The sequence below is a fragment of the Rhodococcus sp. SMB37 genome, assembly GCF_004345605.1.
In the GTDB taxonomy this organism is placed as follows: Bacteria; Actinomycetota; Actinomycetes; order Mycobacteriales; family Mycobacteriaceae; genus Rhodococcus.
Genome location: NZ_SLVY01000003.1, coordinates 16,456 through 35,248, shown reverse-complemented (window position 1 = coordinate 35,248; position 18,793 = coordinate 16,456). Strand labels below are relative to the sequence as shown.

At 66.4% G+C, this 18,793-nt stretch carries 16 protein-coding genes and 1 tRNA gene; 9 read left to right on the top strand and 8 right to left on the bottom strand.

Translation table 11 applies throughout. The annotated features are described in order from the left end of the window. Positions 1-23 precede the first annotated feature (23 nt). Positions 24-551, bottom strand: a complete 528-nt coding sequence (locus tag EV641_RS05920) for a MarR family transcriptional regulator (protein ID WP_054718169.1) — start codon at positions 549-551, stop codon at positions 24-26. A gap of 29 nt (positions 552-580) precedes the next feature. After that, a complete protein-coding gene (locus EV641_RS05915; protein ID WP_054718175.1) occupies positions 581-1,585 on the bottom strand; it encodes an ABC transporter substrate-binding protein in 1,005 nt (334 codons plus the stop codon). Between the two features lie 242 nt (positions 1,586-1,827). Here EV641_RS05915 and EV641_RS05910 point away from each other — a divergent pair, with 242 nt between their 5' ends. Further along, complete coding sequence (locus EV641_RS05910) at positions 1,828-2,397, top strand: low molecular weight phosphatase family protein (RefSeq protein ID WP_132471137.1); 570 nt, start codon at positions 1,828-1,830, stop codon at positions 2,395-2,397. Here EV641_RS05910 and EV641_RS05905 read toward each other — a convergent pair. The 3 genes from EV641_RS05905 to EV641_RS05895 are packed head-to-tail and all read right to left on the bottom strand — an operon-like array spanning position 2,382 to position 5,496. Further along, positions 2,382-3,530 (bottom strand): sulfotransferase, encoded by a 1,149-nt coding sequence (locus tag EV641_RS05905; protein ID WP_132471136.1) that lies wholly within the window; start codon positions 3,528-3,530, stop codon positions 2,382-2,384. The genes EV641_RS05910 and EV641_RS05905 overlap by 16 nt on opposite strands. An 11-nt stretch (positions 3,531-3,541) precedes the next feature. Beyond that, positions 3,542-4,333, bottom strand: coding sequence for an SDR family oxidoreductase (locus EV641_RS05900; protein ID WP_132471135.1), 792 nt, complete (start codon positions 4,331-4,333; stop codon positions 3,542-3,544). After that, the gene (locus tag EV641_RS05895) at positions 4,330-5,496 is read right to left on the bottom strand and encodes a hypothetical protein (RefSeq protein ID WP_132471134.1); all 1,167 of its coding nucleotides are present in this window, start codon (positions 5,494-5,496) and stop codon (positions 4,330-4,332) included. The genes EV641_RS05900 and EV641_RS05895 overlap by 4 nt, the downstream gene beginning before the upstream one ends. 132 nt (positions 5,497-5,628) lie before the next feature. Here EV641_RS05895 and EV641_RS05890 point away from each other — a divergent pair, with 132 nt between their 5' ends. Both EV641_RS05890 and EV641_RS05885 read left to right on the top strand, forming a co-directional pair. Then, positions 5,629-6,753, top strand: coding sequence for a 3'(2'),5'-bisphosphate nucleotidase CysQ (locus EV641_RS05890; RefSeq protein ID WP_132471133.1), 1,125 nt, complete (start codon positions 5,629-5,631; stop codon positions 6,751-6,753). 69 nt (positions 6,754-6,822) lie between these two features. Then, positions 6,823-7,812, top strand: a complete 990-nt coding sequence (locus EV641_RS05885) for an MBL fold metallo-hydrolase (protein ID WP_132471132.1) — start codon at positions 6,823-6,825, stop codon at positions 7,810-7,812. A gap of 53 nt (positions 7,813-7,865) precedes the next feature. On the opposite strand, the gene EV641_RS05880 is transcribed toward EV641_RS05885, so the two are convergent. The 3 genes from EV641_RS05880 to EV641_RS05870 form a co-directional block, all read right to left on the bottom strand. Continuing rightward, positions 7,866-7,941: transfer RNA gene (locus EV641_RS05880), tRNA-Arg, on the bottom strand. Positions 7,942-8,061: 120 nt separating this feature from the next. Further along, positions 8,062-8,799, bottom strand: a complete 738-nt coding sequence (locus EV641_RS05875; protein WP_199233156.1) for a DUF305 domain-containing protein — start codon at positions 8,797-8,799, stop codon at positions 8,062-8,064. Between the two features lie 2 nt (positions 8,800-8,801). After that, positions 8,802-9,641, bottom strand: coding sequence for a DUF3105 domain-containing protein (locus EV641_RS05870; protein WP_132471131.1), 840 nt, complete (start codon positions 9,639-9,641; stop codon positions 8,802-8,804). Positions 9,642-9,774: 133 nt separating this feature from the next. Here EV641_RS05870 and argS point away from each other — a divergent pair, with 133 nt between their 5' ends. The 6 genes from argS (at position 9,775) to rho (ending at position 18,715) form a co-directional block, all read left to right on the top strand. Beyond that, on the top strand, positions 9,775-11,427 hold the full coding sequence (gene argS, locus EV641_RS05865; protein ID WP_132471130.1) for an arginine--tRNA ligase: 1,653 nt from the start codon (positions 9,775-9,777) through the stop codon (positions 11,425-11,427). After that, complete coding sequence (lysA, locus tag EV641_RS05860; RefSeq protein ID WP_132471129.1) at positions 11,424-12,845, top strand: diaminopimelate decarboxylase; 1,422 nt, start codon at positions 11,424-11,426, stop codon at positions 12,843-12,845. The genes argS and lysA overlap by 4 nt, the downstream gene beginning before the upstream one ends. Before the next feature lie 11 nt (positions 12,846-12,856). Beyond that, positions 12,857-14,170, top strand: coding sequence for a homoserine dehydrogenase (locus EV641_RS05855; RefSeq protein WP_132471350.1), 1,314 nt, complete (start codon positions 12,857-12,859; stop codon positions 14,168-14,170). Next, a complete protein-coding gene (gene thrC, locus EV641_RS05850) occupies positions 14,167-15,258 on the top strand; it encodes a threonine synthase (RefSeq protein WP_132471128.1) in 1,092 nt (363 codons plus the stop codon). The genes EV641_RS05855 and thrC overlap by 4 nt, the downstream gene beginning before the upstream one ends. A gap of 35 nt (positions 15,259-15,293) precedes the next feature. After that, positions 15,294-16,223 (top strand): homoserine kinase, encoded by a 930-nt coding sequence (thrB, locus tag EV641_RS05845; protein WP_054719877.1) that lies wholly within the window; start codon positions 15,294-15,296, stop codon positions 16,221-16,223. Positions 16,224-16,744: 521 nt separating this feature from the next. After that, a complete protein-coding gene (gene rho, locus EV641_RS05840; RefSeq protein ID WP_277874484.1) occupies positions 16,745-18,715 on the top strand; it encodes a transcription termination factor Rho in 1,971 nt (656 codons plus the stop codon). The last annotated feature ends 78 nt before the right edge of the window (positions 18,716-18,793 follow it).

Here is an 18,793-nt window from a genome sequence, read left to right as displayed (position 1 = left end):
CCGGGGCGGCCCTCACTGTTCGTTCACCACTTCGTCGGCGTGCCACCCGTGTCGAAATCGCCTGCGTCGTGGCGCATCACAGACAGAACCCGGAGTAGTTCCTCGAGGTCTGCATCCGGGATACCCGGGCGCGCGAACACCTCGGCATTGAGCTTCTCGGTCGCTTCGATGGCGAGCGCGCGCCCCACATCTGTCAATTCGATCAATGTGGCGCGACGATCGCTCGGGTGCGGGGTACGCCGGACGAGACCGGCGGCCTCGAGCCGGTCGACGGCGTTGGTGACGCTGGTCGGGTGCACCTGCAGACGCGCGCTGGCCTTGGCCATCGGGAGCGCACCCGACTTCGTGAAGTGCAGCAACGTCAGCAGTTCATAGCGGGCGAAGGTCAGTCCGAATGGCTTGAGGACTTCTTCGACGCGGGCGATCATGATCTGCTGGGCCCGCATCACCGAGGTCACGGCGGCCATACCGTCCGCGACCTCGCCCCAGCCGTGGAGGGTCCACTGGCGGTGGGCTTCGGCGATGGGGTCGAGCGGAAGTGGTGCGGGCATGCCTCGATCATCCCACGCCGACAGGCACGTCAGGCGAACTGCTCCTCGAGGTGGTCGAGGAATGCTATTGCTTCGTCGTAGTCTGCGCGAATCGCCCAGTACGGCATGTCGTAGGCGTGTCCGGCCGCGAACGCGGGGAGGGCGGCGTAGATGGGGTTCTCCCTCAGTTCCTCGACGGACGGGCCGGGGCCGTTGAACCCGGTGACGAACACCGTCGGGGTGGTCACGACCTGGCCGATGGTCTCCAGGGAGACCTCGAACATGTCGCCGCCTTCTGTGTAGGGCTCGGCGCCGCTGTTCGCGAACACGGGGGCCGGTTCGAACCCGAAGTCGACGAGATCGGCGGGCAGGCCCATGTCTTCGATCAGGACATACGGAGTGCCGTCCGCCGTGATCGTGACGTACGAGACGGGGTTGGGCGGTGGGGTGATCGACTCGATCACCTCGGCCCTGCGGTCCTCGTACTCCTGAGTCAGCTGCGTGAGTACGTCGGACTGGTCGAACACGTCGTTCGCGAGGAACCCGAACTGTTCCTGCCAGGTCTGGAACTGCCGATCCACCAGCACCGTCGGAGCAACCGTCGAGAGGTCGTCGTAGGCCTCTGATGCCTGCAGGTACGGGAACCCGACGCCGCCCGCGATGATGAGATCGGGATCCATCGCTGCAATGGACTCGATATCGAAGCCGTCCACGGACCACGGAAGGAATTCGGTTCCGGCAGCCTCTGCATCGTCCGCCCAGAACTCGGAGAAGATACCCGCCCCGTCCGCGTCCTCGGGCGTGACGCCGACGATGGGAACGTCGAGGTGATAGAGGTAGCCTGCGAGCGCGTAGTTCAGCACGACGACGCGTTGCGGGTCGGCCGGAATCGTCACCTCTCCCATGGGGGTTGCGACGGCGCGGGTCTCCTCCGCGGAACTCTGCTCCGCCGAGTCCGTCCCCGGGTCCGTCCCGGAGTCCTGTCCGCACGCCGTGAGTGCGAACGCCGTCAACACCGCGGCGCACAAGGGGATGATCCTTCTTCGAATCGACACGTGCACAACACCTCCTGAACCGCGGAGTCTCCGCGAGAAGGTCAGGCTAACCGAAGTGTCGATCGGCTGCACCGTCCCGGTCTCGTTCGAGAGCGACCGAGGTCTGTGCCGGCACCCGCCGACCGGCCCTGAATCTGCGCTCGGTGAAGTGCAGGTGTCGTCTCGGTGAACGGCGTATTCACCCACGGTGACGAACATCTGCGCACGTCAGGCGCGTAAATTGTCGGCGTTAGAGTGCGCGGGTGCACATCTTGTTCGTCTGTAGTGGGAACGTGTGCCGCTCGGTGATCGCCGAGCGGCTCGTGCTCGCGTACGCCGCCGAACGACAGATCAGCGGACTCACCGCCGAAAGCGCCGGGACTCGGGCACTTGTCGGGTTCCCGATCGAACCGCGTGCCGCCGCGGTGATCGAGGGGCTGGGCGGCGACGTGACCGAGCGGCGAGCACGCCGCGTCGATGCGGACATGATTGCACGGGCAGCTCTGGTCCTCACCATGACCGAGGACCAGCGCGACCGGGTCAGCGCACTGGCCGCGGGATCATCGATGAAGTCGTTCACTCTCACCGAGGCGCACCGGATCGCCACCGTGACCGGAGCCGACACCGTCGCGAGGCTCGACGCCTACCGCTCCACCAGCGATGCCGAGGGAATTCCGGGGATCCCCGACCCGGTCGGGCTGTCGGAGCGCAAGTTCGTCGAGACGGGGGACCGGATCGCGGCGGCCCTGTTTCCGTTGCTCGACGTCCTCACCACGCGTCACGCCGGAAACGACCCGGCTATCGCCGGGTGGCGCGTTCAACGGTATGCGTAGTCGGGGAAATGTTCGTCGACGTCCTCGGCGCACAACCCGAATTCCTCGAGGGTGTACCGGTGTGCGGGCTTGCGTGCTCCGCTGCGGCTCTCGGCGTGCATCGCCGTCATCGCACGCTCCGCATCGGCGCTGAGGTCGGTGCCGAGCCGGTCGTAGATGCTTCCGATCGCCCCCAGCGGATCGGCGACGAAGTCCCGGTAGTCGACGTCGACGAACTGTGCGCGGTCGTGTCGCGACCGGGCCTCGGTGAAGGTTGCGTATCCCCGTGACCACAGATCGAGTTGGCTACGGCCGATGGTGTCGCCGACGAACGTCTCCGACCACCCCTCGGTCGCCTGGGCGGCAAGGCTGCAGACGGACGGAATGACAGTGCGCGGGTCGCGGTGGGTGACCACGACGAGGGCATCCGGGTAGACCGTGAGCAGTTCGTCGAGGGCGAAGAGGTGGCTCGGGTTCTTCAGCACCCATCGCTTGCCTGCGTCGGGCAGGCCGATCAGCTGGAGATTGCGTCGATGACGCGCATACGCCCCGGTCCAGTCCTGGCCGGCGAGCCACTGCGAGTAGGTGGGCAGATGAGCGAGGCATTCGTACGAGATCGACCGGAACGATTGACGCAGCAGTTGCCAGCATTCCTCGACCTCCGCGGCCGACATATAGTGCACCCCCATGAACTCCGGATGCTCGATGTGATGCTCGGAGAACGCCGACTCGATCCCGGCGAACACCGGATTGTCGGCCCAGGTCTCGCGAGGCGGGCGTGGTTGCGGCATCTCGGTCAGCCACATCTCGAGACCCTGATGGGCAGGGTCGGCGGTCAGGAGACGATGCAGCGCGGTGGTGCCGGTGCGCGGCAGGCCGGTGACGAAGATCGGTCGCGTGATCTCGACCTCTGCGTACGCGGGGTGCTGCGCCCACGCTGCCTCCGACAACAGCCGCGCGACGAGTGCTCCGCGCAGGAATACCCGTGACATCTTGCTGCCGAGCGGGGTGAGTTTCTCGTCGCGCTCGTACGAGTCGAGCAGGACGCCGAGGGCCTCGCAGTAGTCGTCGACCCCGAAATCGGTGAGACCGGTCAGTCGCGTGGCGGACTCGTGCAGCGAGTCGGCGGTGCCGATCGTGGTGCGTTCGGTCATGATTCGTCCCGTCAATGGTGGTATTCGCCGCAGTTGACATCCAGGCACTGACCGGTGATCGCCGACGCCATCGGCGAGGCCAGGAAGATCGCCGCGTCGGCGATATCCTCGGAAGTGGGCAGTCGCTTCAGATCGCTCGCCGCCGCGGTGTGCTCGTAGATCTGGTCGACCGCCATGCCGTACTTCTCGGCCTGATGCTCGAAATAGCCGCGCAGGATCGGACCCCAGATGTAGCCGGGAGCGACTGAATTGACGCGGATCCCGTGCGGACCGAGTTCTGTCGCGAGCGACTGTGACGCCGCGAGCAGCGCGGATTTTGCCAGCTTGTAACTGCCGTATCGCTCCTGAGAATGCCGCAACACCATCGAATTGATGTTGACCACAGAGCCTTTCGATACACCGAGGGTGTCGGTGAACAGCCGGGTCAGTCGTAGCGCACCGAGCACAGTGAGTTCGATGCTGTCGCGAATGTGTTGAAAATCGGTGCGCGCCAGCGGTTTCATGGCGGGGATCGAGAACGCGTTGTTCACCAGGGTGTCGACCCGTCCGAACTCGCGTACGGCGACCTCGGCGAGGTGCGCGGCCGAGTCGTCATCCGTGATGTCGGTGGGCACGGCAACCGCACGACGTCCGAGTGCGGTGACCTCGGACGCGACCTGTTCGAGCCGCTCCCGGGTGCGGGCGGCCAGAACGACGTCGGCGCCGTGCTCGGCACACCGCACTGCGAGGGTGCGGCCGAGGCCGGGGCCGACACCCGAGATGACGACCACCCGATCGCGCAGGAGACCTGCCGCGGCGCTCACGCGAGCATCCGATCCGCCACACCGCTCTGACGTGCGGCGATGCGCAACGACCACTCGTCCGGCGTGATGCGGTTCGACTCGTGGAACGGCAGGAGTTCGGGGATGCTGTCGAACGCGACGACCTCGGCGACCGGCCCCTCCCTGGGTTCTGGGTGACGGTCGAGACGCTGCCAGCGGAACTGCAGGATGCCGCGGTCGTGACCGACGGTCTCGACCCAGTTGGTCACCCCCGGGTTGCGGTTCGAGACGACGATCCGGACATTCCCATCGGGATCGACCTGCGCCTGGGAGTTGTTGAGCGAGGTCTGATGCCCGGTGTAATCGAGGGAGACGTACCACAGGCTGCCGAGCTGAAATCCCAGGTAGGGGGCGTCCGATGCGGGCAGCGTGATCACCATCGCGTCGTCGTCGGAGAGCTCGAAATGTCCGACCGACGAATACTGGGTGTCGAGCCCGCCGGGGGTACGGCGCGGTTCGGTGAGGGTGTTGACCGGCAAATCGAGGTAGAACCACTGCGGGAACTGCAGCCACGTCTTCACACGCGACACCAGAGCCCGGGCTGCGCGCTCGTATCGTCGTGTGACGTCGTCGCGGGTCGGTGCGGGCGCGGGTGTGCCCAGTGTGTCGAGCCGGTCGATGCGGAGCGACCCGCGGCGCTGGATCCAGTCGCTGTAGACCTCGCGGACGACGAGCTGCGACGAACCGGGGGAGAGGTGGAAGTAGTTGCGGGCGGGATCCGCGGGGCCGGGCCCGAATCGGACCTCGAAGGTGCCGTCGTCGGCGATGGTGAGTGCGCGATCATCGAACGCGGTCACGTTGCCCGGCACGTTCGCGTCGGTATAATTGCCGGCCATCACCTGGAAGCTCAGGTCGCAGGTGGTGCCGCGACGGCCGGTGACGAGGTACTCGGCATGGTCTCGCACTGCGGCGCCCCAGTACAGGGTGTCGGGATTGTCGAGACCCATCTTCGCGTAGGGGCCGGTGCCCGTGATGAAGGTCGGGTGAGTGCTGCTGTGCGCGAACGCAGCGTGCACGCACGCGGAGATTCCTCCGGCGAGGTACTCGTACCCTTCGGTCAAGTCCTGTTCGGTGCGGATGTGCGGTGCTGTGGCCACGAGCTTCTCGGCTTCGGCGATGGCCGCTGTCAGTGGATCGGTGAGCACACGGTTCTCCTGGAGGTCCGAATGTGTACTGCTACGGTGGGGCATCTTCCGAAGCCGACAATAGAACGTGTTCTAGTCGATGGTCAACGGTCGATCGTCCCGCGGAACCGGAACCGTGGTTTTGTTGAGTGCATGACCGACGACGCAGCCCTGGCCACCGAGATCGCCGCCGGCGCAGGAGAGCTGTTGCTGACCATCCGCGCGACCGAGCAGGACGAACTGTACGGGCGCGACCTCGGTCGCCGCGGGGACCATGCGGCGAACGCATTCATCCTCGGGCGGCTCGCGGCCGAACGACCCGGCGACGCGGTGCTCTCGGAAGAAGCCGCCGACGATCCGGGTCGTGTCCACGCCGAGCGGGTGTGGATCATCGATCCCCTCGACGGCTCGAAGGAATACGGTTGGCCCGGCCACGTCGATTGGGCGGTCCACGTCGCGTTGTGGCAGGCCGGACGAGGTCTCACCGACGGCGCCGTCGCCCAGCCCGCACTCGGCGCCGTGTATTCGACGAGCGACCACATCGCCGCGGCCGCACACGAACCCCTCGGCCGGTTTCGGCCCAGCATCGTGGTCAGCGGTAGCAGGCCGCCCGCGTTCATCCGCGACGTCGCGCGCACTGTCGGCGCCGATCTCGTGCCGATGGGTTCCGCAGGAGCGAAGGCGATGGCCGTGGTGCGCGGCGAGGCCGACGCGTACGTCCATGCCGGGGGCCAGTGGGAATGGGATTCGGCCGCACCTGTCGCGGTCGCGCAGGCAGCGGGGATGTTCTGCGCACGGATCGACGGCAGTCCACTCGAATACAACCGACCCCATCCGTACCTGCCGGATCTGGTGATCTGCCGTCCGGACTGGGCTCCGACGCTCATGGCGGCCGTATCCGAACACGCGGATATCCCCACCGACAGCGCGCGGGTGGCGATGGCACGCGCCTACATCCAGTCGCTGATCAGCCACGATGCGTCACATGTGAGGCTCGCCGAAGATGCGTGGCGGGTCGAGAACGGTCAGCGCACCGGCAACAGCGGCACAGAAATCCGCGACCGCCTCGAAAGCGGTGCGGAGTACCGGCAGATCCGTCGCGTGAGGGACCTGACGTTCCACGAGTGGCACCACGACGTCGTCGCGCGATTCTTGCTGGACATCACGTCCGGCCCGAACGAGGTGACCACCGTGTCGGTCACGGAACACTTCGATATTCCGGCGGGCGACATCCGGTCGATCGTCGCGATCATCGAGCCCAGTCCGCCAATCAGTTGAACCTTTGAGCTACTTTCGAATGAGACGAATAGTGAGCAAAGCGATACAGATCAGAATCAGGCGGGTGCCATGACAGCTTCACTCGATATCGGCGACGGAATACACGCGATCTCCGTTCCCGTCGCGGACCTCCCGGTCGGCGACACTCAGGTCTATGCGGTCGAGTCCCCGCGCGGCGTGGTCCTGATCGACGCCGGCTGGAACAACGACACATCCTGGAAGGCGCTGCAGCGGGGTCTCGCGACCGCAGGGCTGGCGGTGACCGACGTCGAAGGCGTCGTCGTCACCCACTTCCACCCCGACCATGTAGGCCTGACCGCTCGACTCCGGGAAGCCTCCGGATGCTGGGTGGGCATGCACGAATCCGACTTCGAGCAACTCGGCCACATGATGTCCGACCTGGACTGGACCGACCGCGCCGTCGAACAGTGGCGTATCGCGGGGGCACCGCCCGAACAGATCGAGGAGTACCTCGCCGACTCCGGGAAAGGCGAAGGTAAACCGGAGGCTGCACCCGATCGGAAACTCACTGACGGCGAGGTCATCCCGCTCACGGGACGCGCGCTCCGCACCGTGTTCACCCCGGGCCACACCCCCGGCCACGCGTGCTTCTACATCGAGGAACACGAAATTCTGTTCAGCGGCGACCACGTGCTGGCCAAGACCACGCCGCATGTCGGTGAATTCGATTTCCCCGTCGCCGAACGCGATGCGCTCGGCGAGTTCCTCGCCTCACTCGACGCGGTCGGGAAGCTCCCCGCCAGGCGCACTCTTCCGGCACACCGGCAACCCATCGACGACCTCGCGGGCAGGACAGCAGCGCTCATCCAACACCACGAAGAGCGACTCGACGACCTGTACACCTCACTCGGCGACGAAGGACTCACGCTGTGGGAGGCGACGTCCCGCATGAAGTGGTACCGGTCGTGGGACGAGACGCCGCCGCGCGGCAAGCAGATGGCGATGTCGGAGGGGTCCGCGCATCTGCGTCACCTCATCGAGCGCGGGCGTGCCCGGCTGGTTCCCGGGAGTCACCCGGCTCGTTTCGTGCGCATCTGACGACCCACCGAAGACGAATTCACCCCCGCTTCGTGAACGAAGCGGGGGTGAATTGGTGCCCTCGGCAGGATTCGAACCTGCGACTTCTTGCTCCGGAGGCAAGCGCTCTATCCCCTGAGCTACGAGGGCAATCCGGGCCCGCCGGGTGACCAGCGGTGCGGGAGTCAGCCTAGCGCATTGTCGGCGCTACGCCACATCGGCTGGTCAGAGCCGGTTTGCAGGCCGGGATCGGGTTACTCGGACCATCGGTCAGTTCATCGGGAGCGGCTCGGCGCCGCGCTCGGCGAGCATCGACGTCATCAGTTGCGACTCGCTGGTCTGTGTGTCGACCATCTTCTGAGCAAGACCCCGCACGACCGATTCGCTCGCGTACTGGGCACCGTATTCCATCATCGGCAGTCCACCCTCGTGGTGGCGCAGCATCAACTGCAGGAACAACACATCCTGCTCGACTCCGGTTGCGGCACGGAGGTTCGCGAGATCCTCGGAGGACGCCATCCCCGGCATCGTGGCCATTCCGTCGGCACTTGCCATCCCATCGGATTCGTGGCCGTGATCGTCGGATGTGGCCCCGTGCGAATGACCACTGTCGTCGCTCATCCAGGCCATGTACGGCCCCGACGGCAGCGGAGGCTGCCCCCACATCGTGAGCCAGCCCTCCATCTGCCCGACCTGATTCTGCTGTGTCGTGAGGATGTCGTAGGCGAGGTTGCGCACGTACTGGTCCTGCGAGCTCGTCACCGCGATCGCCGACATCTCGATCGCCTGGTTGTGATGCACCGTCATGTCCTGGCAGAACCCGACATCGACGGAACCCGCCGTCGGATCCGCCGGTCTCGAGTCCTCGAGGGGGATCCGTGCCAGGAATCCGAGCAGGAAGCCGACTGCGAGGGCGATGACGGCGGCCAGCACCAGCACCGTCCTGCGGTTTCCGGTGCCGGGTGTGCGATCGGCGGAGTCACGCGACAGATCATCCGAGGTGCTCATCGTCAGCTCCCGGCCGGGACCTGTATGTCGGCGGGAACCTGCTCGGTGCCATCGACGGTGCCGCCGTCCATCGGCACTGCGTCGGGGCCGGGCGCGGACGCATCGAACGGAGGCGGATTCGCAGGATCGAACGACGCCGGCAGCGTCGAGCAGCTGGCACCGACCTCTGGGTAGGTGTACCTGTTCAGGCGCAATGCTTCGATGAAGTGGTCGATGCGCTCGTCATCGGCACTGTCGAGCTTGAGCTGATGGCCCCACGACTGCAACGAGATCGGCGCGTCGAGCCCGGGATACGGAGACATCGACATGTAGGTGCGTCCGTCGACCTTCGCCTCGAGCGTCTCGATCGCTGCGTCGTCGAGCAGATCGGGGTTGTAGGCGATCCAGACTGCGCCGTGCTCGAGTGAATGGACCATGTTCTCGGTCCGCACGGCCTGGTCGTACACGGTTCCTGTGCACGTGGCCCAGATCGCGTCGTGCGGCCCGCCGAAGGGCGGACTCTGGTCGTAGGCGACCCGCTGTGTCGGGGCGACGTGCTGGCCTGCCGGGTACTCGACCGTCACAACACCGTCGATAGCGGTCGACGGATCCTGATTCTCTTCCGTCGGTGCCCACGCCGACAGTTCCTGCTGGTTCTGGTACCGCGGAATGATGCTGACCGCGATCACCGCGACCAGCGCGACGACGACGACGATGCCACCGATCGTCACCCACGGAATCTGACGCTGCTTCGGGAGGCCCTTGGCCCCGCCGCTGTTCTTCTTGGCGGCCTGGATGGCCTTCGACGATTTGGCGCCGGTGTTCTTCTTACCGGAACTGCCGTTGCTCGGACCGCTGGGCATCGCTGGGTGCTCTTTCTACGGGTGGACAGGCGAACGTGCGCACCATCGGGTACGCACACATCGTCAACTCTACGGGCGTCGGGAGCGGGGGAGCGTCCATGCCGCCACTCCCCAGCCAATAGGATGAACACCTGTGACTCCTGCCGATCTTGCCGAATTGCTCCACGGAACCGCTGCGAGAGTGCTCGCCGACCGTGACCTCGACGCGTCAGTACTGCCCGCAACCCTCACCGTCGAGCGCCCCCGCAACCCCGAGCACGGCGACTACGCAACCAATGTCGCGATGCAGGTTGCCAAGAAGGTCGGCGTGAATCCTCGCGATCTCGCGACCTGGCTCGCCGAAGCGCTCACCGCCGCCGACGGCATCGACTCCGCCGACGTCGCCGGCCCCGGTTTCCTCAACATCAGGCTCGCCGCCGACGCACAGGGCGCGATCGTCGCCGAGGTGCTCGACGAACGCGACGCCTACGGCAACGCCGACACACTCGCGGGCCGGAAGATCAACCTCGAATTCGTCTCCGCGAACCCGACCGGTCCCATTCACCTCGGTGGCACCCGGTGGGCGGCGGTCGGCGATGCGCTCGGCCGTATCCTCACCGCGCAGGGCGGCGAGGTCACCCGCGAGTACTACTTCAACGATCACGGCGCGCAGATCGATCGCTTCACCCGGTCGCTCATCGCCTCCGCGCTCGGGCAGCCCGCCCCCGAGGACGGCTACGCCGGCGCGTACATCGTCGACATCGCGAAATCGGTCCAGGACCAGCGCCCCGGCGCGCTCGACCTGCCCGAGGACGAGCGGAACGAAGCGTTCCGGTCGATCGGTGTGGAGCTGATGTTCGAGCACATCAAACGCACTCTGCACGACTTCGGCGTCGACTTCGACGTGTATTTCCACGAGAACTCGCTGTTCGAGTCCGGCGCCGTCGACAAGTCGGTCGAGACGCTCAAGGCCTCCGGCAACCTGTACTTCGAAGACGGCGCGTGGTGGCTCAAGAGCACCGACTACGGCGACGACAAGGATCGCGTCGTCATCAAGTCGGACGGCAACGCCGCCTACATCGCCGGCGACATCGCCTACTTCCAGAACAAGCGCTCACGCGGCTTCGACCTGTGCATCTACATGCTCGGCGCCGACCACCACGGCTACATCGCGCGGCTGAAGGCCGCTGCCGCCGCCTTCGGTGACGATCCCGACACCGTCGAGGTCATGATCGGCCAGATGGTCAATCTCGTGCGCGACGGTCAGGCCGTGAAGATGAGCAAGCGCGCCGGCACGGTCATCACACTCGACGATCTCGTCGAGGCCATCGGTGTCGACGCAGCCCGCTACTCGCTCGTGCGCTCGTCCGTGGACCAGAGCATCGACATCGATCTCGCACTGTGGGCTTCCGCCTCGAGCGAGAACCCCGTCTACTACGTGCAGTACGCGCATGCGCGGCTGGCGTCGATCGCGCGGAACGCCGCCGACCTCGGACTCAGCGGGGTGGGCGCCGACCTCGCGTTGCTCACCCACGATCGCGAAGGCGACCTGATCCGCACCATCGGCGAATACCCGCGGGTCGTCGCGAAGGCCGCGGAACTGCGCGAGCCGCACCGCGTGGCGCGCTACCTCGAAGAACTCGCCGGTACCTATCACCGGTTCTACGACGCGTGTCGCATTCTGCCGCAAGGCGACGAAGAGCCCGGCGAGCTGCACACTGCGCGTCTGGCACTGTGCGCCGCCGCGCGTCAGGTTCTTGCCAACGGACTCGGCCTCCTCGGCGTCAGCGCACCGGAGCGGATGTGAACGCGCATCCCGCGGGGCCGCGTCACGCCGAGATCCCGCACGCACCCGGCCTGCCGCAACGACCCGAGAATGCTGCAGAACTGAACGAGCTCCACCGGCACGTGTGGCCACGCAACACCAGCCGCGGCGACGACGGCGTCACTCGCATCGCCGGTGTCTCCGTCGCCGAACTCGCCGAGACCTACGGCACACCGCTGTTCGTCGTCGACGAGGACGATTTCCGATCGAGGTGCCGCGAGATCGCCGAGGCCTTCGGCCCCGCAGCGCGTGTCCACTACGCGTCCAAGGCATTCCTGTGCACCGAGATCGCCCGGTGGGTGCACCAGGAGGGACTGTGCCTCGACGTCGCATCCGGGGGTGAACTCGCCGTAGCGCTGCGCGCCGGCTTCCCGGCGCAGAAGATCGCGCTGCACGGCAACAACAAGTCCGTGGCCGAACTGCGGACCGCCGTCGAGGTCGGCGTCGGGCACATCGTGCTGGACTCGCTCGCCGAAATCGATCGCCTCGACGCCGTCGCCGGTGAGCTGGACGCCGTCCAGGACGTGCTCATCCGCGTCACCGTCGGTGTCGAAGCACACACCCACGAGTTCATCTCCACCGCGCACGAGGATCAGAAGTTCGGTCTCTCGCTGGCCGGCGGCCACGCGATGGACGCGGTGCGCCGAGTGTTCGCGGCCGACAACCTCCGCCTGGTCGGGCTGCACAGCCACATCGGTTCGCAGATCTTCGACGTCGACGGATTCGAACTCGCTGCCCACCGCGTGATCGGGCTCTTGCGCGACATCGTCGCCGAATTCGGGGTCGACAAGACCTCACAGCTGCACATCGTCGACCTCGGGGGCGGCCTCGGCATCTCGTACGTGCCGAGCGACGACCCCCCGCCGGTCACCGATCTCGCGGCAAAGCTCAACGACATCGTGCGCACCGAATCGGCTCTGGTCGGACTGCCCACACCGACCCTCGCGGTCGAACCCGGACGCGCCATCGCGGGCCCGGGCACCGTCACCCTCTACGAAGTGGGCACCATCAAGGACGTGACCGTCGGTGCCGGCCAGAGCCGGCGCTACATCAGCGTCGACGGCGGGATGAGCGACAACATCCGTACCTCGCTGTATCAGGCGGAGTACGAATCGCGCCTCGTGTCGCGGGTGAGCGAAGCCGAACCCGTCGTTGCGCGGGTGGTCGGCAAGCACTGCGAGAGCGGTGACATCATCATTCGCGACGCATGGATGCCCGCCGACATCGGCGCGGGAGATTTGCTGGCTGTGGCGGCGACCGGTGCATACTGCTACTCGATGTCCAGCAGGTACAACATGCTGACCCGCCCCGCTGTCGTGGCGGTCAAGGACGGCGTCTCGCGCATCCTGCTGCGCAGGGAAACGATCGAAGATCTGCTGAGCTTGGAGGTTACGGAGTGACCAGCACAACGGTGGAAGGTGCATCCGGGCAGCGACCCCTCGGTGTCGCGGTGCTCGGCCACGGCACCGTGGGTGCCGAGGTCGTCAACATCATCCGGGAAGACGCACTCGACCTGCAGGAACGCATCGGTGCGCCTCTCGAACTGAGGGGCGTCGCGGTGCGCGACGCCTCGTCGGATCGTGGGATTCCCGCGGAGCTCTTGACGACCGACGCGGAAGCGCTCGTCCGTCGCGACGACGTCGACCTCGTCGTCGAACTCATCGGGGGTATCGAATTGCCGCGCACGCTGGTGCGCGCCGCACTCGACGCCGGCAAGTCGGTGGTCACCGCGAACAAGGCGCTCCTCGCCGCCTACACCGGTGAACTGGCAGAGGCCGCAGAATCTCACAACGCCGACCTGTATTTCGAAGCTGCTGTCGCCGGCGCCATCCCGGTGATCCGCCCCCTGACCCAGTCGCTGGCAGGCGACCGCGTCGACCGGGTGATGGGCATCGTCAACGGCACGACGAACTACATCCTGTCCGCAATGGACGAGAGCGGTGCCGACTACGAGACGACACTGGCCGAAGCGGGTCGTCTCGGCTATGCAGAAGCCGATCCGACCGCCGACGTCGAAGGATTCGATGCGGCGGCCAAGGCAGCGATCCTCGCGTCCATCGCGTTCCACACCCGCGTGACCGCTTCCGACGTCTACCGCGAAGGCATGAGCTCGATCACCGCCGCCGACCTCACGTCGGCCCGTGCGCTCAACTGCACGATCAAGCTGCTCGCGATCTGCGAACGTATCTCCGGTCCCGACGGCCGTGACCGTGTCTCGGCGCGCGTGTATCCGGCCCTCGTGCCGCGTGAGCACCCCCTTGCGACCGTCGCCGGTGCGTTCAATGCCGTCGTCGTCGAAGCGCAGGCCGCCGGTCGGCTCATGTTCTACGGCCAGGGGGCCGGAGGGGCGCCCACCGCATCCGCCGTGATGGGTGACCTCGTCATGGCGGCGCGCAACCGCGTCCAGGGTGGCCGCGGTCCGCGCGAATCGAAGTACGCCAAGCTCGAGATCGCCCCGATGAGCGACATCGTCACCCGGTACTACGTGAACCTGCAGGTCGCCGACCGGGCCGGCGTCCTCTCCGCCGTCGCCGCCGAGTTCGCGACGCGGGGCGTCAGTATCTCCGCCGTGCGCCAGGAGGGTGCCGGCGACGGCGCTCGCCTGGTGGTGCTCACGCACCGAGCCACCGACCGGGCGCTGGCGGACACCGTAGCAGCGCTCGAGAATCTCGAATCCGTAACTGCTGTCACCAGCGTCCTGAGACTGGAGGGATCCGCCGAATGAGTGCGGTCGACAAGAACACCACCCCCGTGCACACCCCGTGGCCGGGTCTGATCGAGGCGTACCGCGGTCGCCTCCCGATCGGCGACGACTGGAAGACGGTGACGCTGCGCGAGGGCGGTACGCCGCTGCTTCCGGCGGAACGGCTCTCCGAGCTCACCGGGTGTGAAGTGCACATCAAGGTCGAAGGACTCAACCCCACGGGTTCGTTCAAGGACCGCGGCATGACCATGGCCGTCACCGAGGCGCTCGCGTCCGGTAAGCAGGCCGTACTGTGCGCCTCCACGGGTAACACCTCTGCCTCTGCCGCCGCGTACGCGTCGAAGGCCGGTATCGGATGCGCCGTCCTCGTCCCGCAGGGCAAGATCGCCATGGGCAAGCTCGCCCAGGCCGTCATGCACGGCGCGAAGATCGTTCAAGTCGAGGGAAACTTCGACGATTGCCTCGAGTTGGCCCGTAAGACCACCTCGGAGTTCGACACCATCGGTCTCGTCAACTCGGTCAACCCTGTGCGTATCGAAGGTCAGAAGACCGCGGCGTTCGAGATCGTCGACGCGCTCGGCGACGCGCCCGACGTGCACGTGCTGCCGGTCGGCAACGCCGGCAACATCACCGCGTACTGGAAGGGCTACTCCGAGTATTTCTCCGATGGGATGAGCACCCGCCGCCCGCGCATGCTCGGCGTTCAGGCGGCCGGCGCTGCCCCACTCGTCCTCGGCCATCCGGTCAACAACCCCGAGACGATCGCCACCGCGATCCGGATCGGCGCACCGGCTTCCTGGAACGGTGCTGTTGCGGCCAAGGAGGAGTCGAACGGTGCATTCCGTGCGGCCACCGACGAGGAGATCCTCGAGGCCTACCGTCTCCTCGCGAAGACCGAGTCGATCTTCGTCGAGCCTGCGTCGGCGGCGTCGATCGCGGGTCTGCTCGCGGCACGCAAGGAAGGCTGGCTCGAGCCGGGCCTGAAGATCGTGTGCACCGTCACCGGTAACGGACTCAAGGATCCCGACACCGCACTGCGTGACGTGCCCGTGGTCGAACCCATCCCGGTCGATCCCGTGGCCGTGGCATCGGCGCTCGAGCTGGCCTAGTGACCGCCTCGCCTTCCTCCGTTGGGAAACAGGACATGACGCAGACGTTGCCCGTAGGGGTCTCGGTGACAGCCCGGGTGCCGGCCTCGAGCGCCAACCTGGGACCCGGATTCGACACGCTCGGACTTGCCCTCGGGTTGTACGACGAGATCACCGTCACCACAACCGGTTCCGGCCTCGACGTGCGAGTCGAAGGGGAGGGTGCGCAGGAGGTGCCCTGGGGTCCGTCACATCTGGTGGTGCGTGCGGTCGAACGCGGACTCGAGGCTGCGGGCGTGTGGACGGACGGGCTGGATATCGTGTGCCGCAACGTCATTCCGCATTCTCGGGGCCTGGGTTCGTCGGCGTCCGCGGCGGTGGGAGGGCTTGCTGCCGCGAACGGTCTGGTGCGGAAGATCGCGCCCGAGCGCGTACTCGACTCCGCGCAGCTCGTGCAGCTGGCGTCGGAATTCGAGGGGCATCCGGACAATGCGTCGGCCAGCGTGCTGGGTGGTGCTGTCGTGTCGTGGAGCGAGGCCGAGGTCGACTCGGAGCGTCGTGTTTACAGGGCGGTGTCGCTGAGGGTGCACCCGTCGATCAGAGCCGTCGCGCTCGTTCCGTCCGTCCGGTCGTCGACCGCTCACACCCGTGGGCTGTTGCCCGACCTGGTGCCACATCGTGACGCCGCGTTCAACGTCAGTCGCGCTGCACTCGCGGTCGTCGCGCTCACGGAGCGGCCCGATCTGCTGATGCAGGCAACCGAGGACCTGCTCCATCAGGCGCAGCGCGCTCCGGCACTGCCCCTGACAACCAAGTGGATCTCGATTCTTCGCGGCGCAGGAATTGCGGCCACCGTGTCGGGTGCGGGACCTACGGTTCTCGCCTTGGCGACCGAGCCGATCCCCGCGGAACTACGCGCAGCCGCGGAAGCGGACGATCTCACCGTGCTCGATCTCGCCATCGCCGGCGGGGTTCAGGTCGACTGACCACCACGCCTACGATCGCAACTGCAACGGCCGGCCCGCAATATCGGGCCGGCCGTTGCAGTCGATGCCTGCGATCGTGTGCGGTCGGGAGTGGCGCATCACACACGAACCTCGCGTCACACAGATTCTTGCCCTACGTGCAGAACGCCGCTATCCTGAGGAAGTCCGCACGTCGTGCGCTCGTGTCGCCGGGTTCTCCAGGACATTCACTCCAGCTCCATCGGGGCGTCCGATCCTGGGTCGATCCTCACCTGATCCCGATCCGGGGAATGGGACAAGACCGTACCTAACCGACATCGGTGGGGTGGCGGACGTGCCGACCGTTCGACTTCCGTGAACTCGTACGGCAAATCCCAGCTCAGTGGATGAAGCTGATCTGCGGAACGAACCCTCGACTCTGCATGAGTGGGCGAGGGAAGGAAAGGATCTCCGTGACAGATACGGACCTGATCGCTACACCAGCTTCCGACGATTCTGCACAGTCCTCGCGTGGAGCCCGTCGTGGCACCGGGCTTGCGGGCATGGTGCTCGTCGAGTTGAGGGCGCTCGCTGCCGAACTCGGCATCAAGGGCACGTCGGGAATGCGCAAGGGCGACCTCATCGCTGCGATCAAGGAAAAGCAGGGGAGCGGTGCTCAGAACGCCCCCGCTGGTGCCAAGAGCGCTCCCGCTACCAAGGCAAAGGCCGAGCCCGCCCAGGCTCCTACCGAAACCCCGGCCGAGGCTCCTACCGAGAGTGCAGAGGAAGCAGCGAGCCGCCCTGCGCGTACCCGCCGCACCCGCACTGCCGAGGCAACCCTGGACGAATCCGCCCAGGCCGTGGCCCCTGTAGAGAAGGCTGCCCCCGCCGAGAAGTCGGCAGCGGCCGAGAAGCCCGCCGCGGATGCGCAGCCGTCCGACTCGGACGACGATGCACCCCGCCGGGGTCGTCAGCGTCGCGGTCGTCGCGGTGCGGATCAGCAGGACCAGAACCAGAAGGGCGAGACGCAGGCAACCGGCGACTCGCACACCGCCGACGCCGAACGTGGTGGTGAGTCCCGTGATCGGTCGAACGACCGCGGGAAGTCCCAGGACCGCACCGATTCCGAAGGTGGACGCCAGCGCGGCGATCGTAACCAGGGTGACCGCAACCAGGGCGACCGCAACCAGGGCGACCGGAACCGCGACGATCGCAACCAGGGCGACCGCAACCAGGGCCCCCGTCAGGACAACCGCGACAATCGTGGAGACGACGACGAGGAAGGCGGCCGCGGTCGTCGGGGTCGTCGTTTCCGGGAGCGTCGTCGTGGACGCGACCGCGGCGAATCCGGGGGCGGAGATTCGCGCGAACCCGAGATTCGGGAAGACGACGTCCTCCAGCCGGTCGCGGGCATCCTCGACGTGCTCGACAACTACGCGTTCGTGCGGACCTCCGGCTACCTCGCCGGCCCGAACGACGTGTATGTGTCGATGAACATGGTGCGTAAGAACGGCCTTCGCCGGGGCGACGCCATCACCGGTGCAGTGCGGGTTCCGCGCGAGGGTGAGCAGGCCAACCAGCGCCAGAAGTTCAACCCTCTGGTGCGGCTGGACACCGTCAATGGTGGTGAGGTCGACGCATCCAAGCGTCGGCCCGAGTTCAACAAGCTCACCCCGTTGTACCCGAATCAGCGCCTGCGCCTCGAGACACAGCAGAACATTCTCACCACGCGTGTGATCGACCTGGTCATGCCGATCGGTAAGGGACAGCGCGCGCTCATCGTGTCGCCTCCGAAGGCCGGTAAGACCACCGTGCTGCAGGACATCGCCAACGCGATCGCCGTCAACAACCCCGAGTGCTACCTGATGGTGGTCCTGGTCGACGAGCGTCCAGAAGAGGTCACCGACATGCAGCGCTCGGTGAAGGGTGAGGTCATCGCCTCGACCTTCGACCGGCCGCCGTCAGACCACACCTCCGTTGCCGAGCTCGCGATCGAGCGTGCGAAGCGACTGGTCGAAATGGGACGCGACGTGGTGGTCCTGCTCGACTCGATCACCCGCCTCGGCCGCGCGTACAACAACTCGTCGCCCGCATCGGGACGAATCCTCTCCGGTGGTGTCGACTCGACCGCGCTGTACCCGCCGAAGCGTTTCCTCGGCGCTGCGCGCAACATCGAGAACGGTGGGTCGCTCACGATCATCGCGACCGCGATGGTCGAGACCGGCTCGACCGGTGACACGGTGATCTTCGAGGAGTTCAAGGGCACCGGCAACGCCGAGCTCAAGCTCGATCGCAAGATCGCCGAGCGTCGTGTGTTCCCCGCGGTGGACGTCAATCCGTCGGGTACGCGTAAGGACGAGCTCCTCATGAGCCCCGACGAGTTCGCAGTCGTGCACAAGCTGCGTCGCGTGCTGTCGGGTCTGGACTCGCACCAGGCGATCGATCTACTGATCGATCGGCTCAAGAAGTCCAAGACGAATATCGAGTTCCTCATGCAGGTCGCGAAGACCGCACCGGGAGCACTGGAAGACTGACGTGGGGGCCCGGGAATTTTTCCCGGGCCCGTACGTTTGGCATAATCGAACGGCTCAGTCCGGTTCCGGTTCACGTCT

Excerpts from the sequence above, each read along its gene's own strand:
- EV641_RS05920 (WP_054718169.1), bottom strand. The coding sequence starts at position 551 with ATGCCCGCACCACTTCCGCTCGACCCCATCGCCGAAGCCCACCGCCAG.
- EV641_RS05905 (WP_132471136.1), bottom strand. The coding sequence starts at position 3,530 with ATGACCGAACGCACCACGATCGGCACCGCCGACTCGCTGCACGAGTCC.
- EV641_RS05890 (WP_132471133.1), top strand. The coding sequence starts at position 5,629 with ATGACCGACGACGCAGCCCTGGCCACCGAGATCGCCGCCGGCGCAGGA.
- EV641_RS05885 (WP_132471132.1), top strand. The coding sequence starts at position 6,823 with ATGACAGCTTCACTCGATATCGGCGACGGAATACACGCGATCTCCGTT.
- EV641_RS05875 (WP_199233156.1), bottom strand. The coding sequence starts at position 8,799 with ATGAGCACCTCGGATGATCTGTCGCGTGACTCCGCCGATCGCACACCC.
- EV641_RS05870 (WP_132471131.1), bottom strand. The coding sequence starts at position 9,641 with ATGCCCAGCGGTCCGAGCAACGGCAGTTCCGGTAAGAAGAACACCGGC.
- thrC (WP_132471128.1), top strand. The coding sequence starts at position 14,167 with ATGAGTGCGGTCGACAAGAACACCACCCCCGTGCACACCCCGTGGCCG.
- thrB (WP_054719877.1), top strand. The coding sequence starts at position 15,294 with ATGACGCAGACGTTGCCCGTAGGGGTCTCGGTGACAGCCCGGGTGCCG.
- rho (WP_277874484.1), top strand. The coding sequence starts at position 16,745 with ATGGTGCTCGTCGAGTTGAGGGCGCTCGCTGCCGAACTCGGCATCAAG.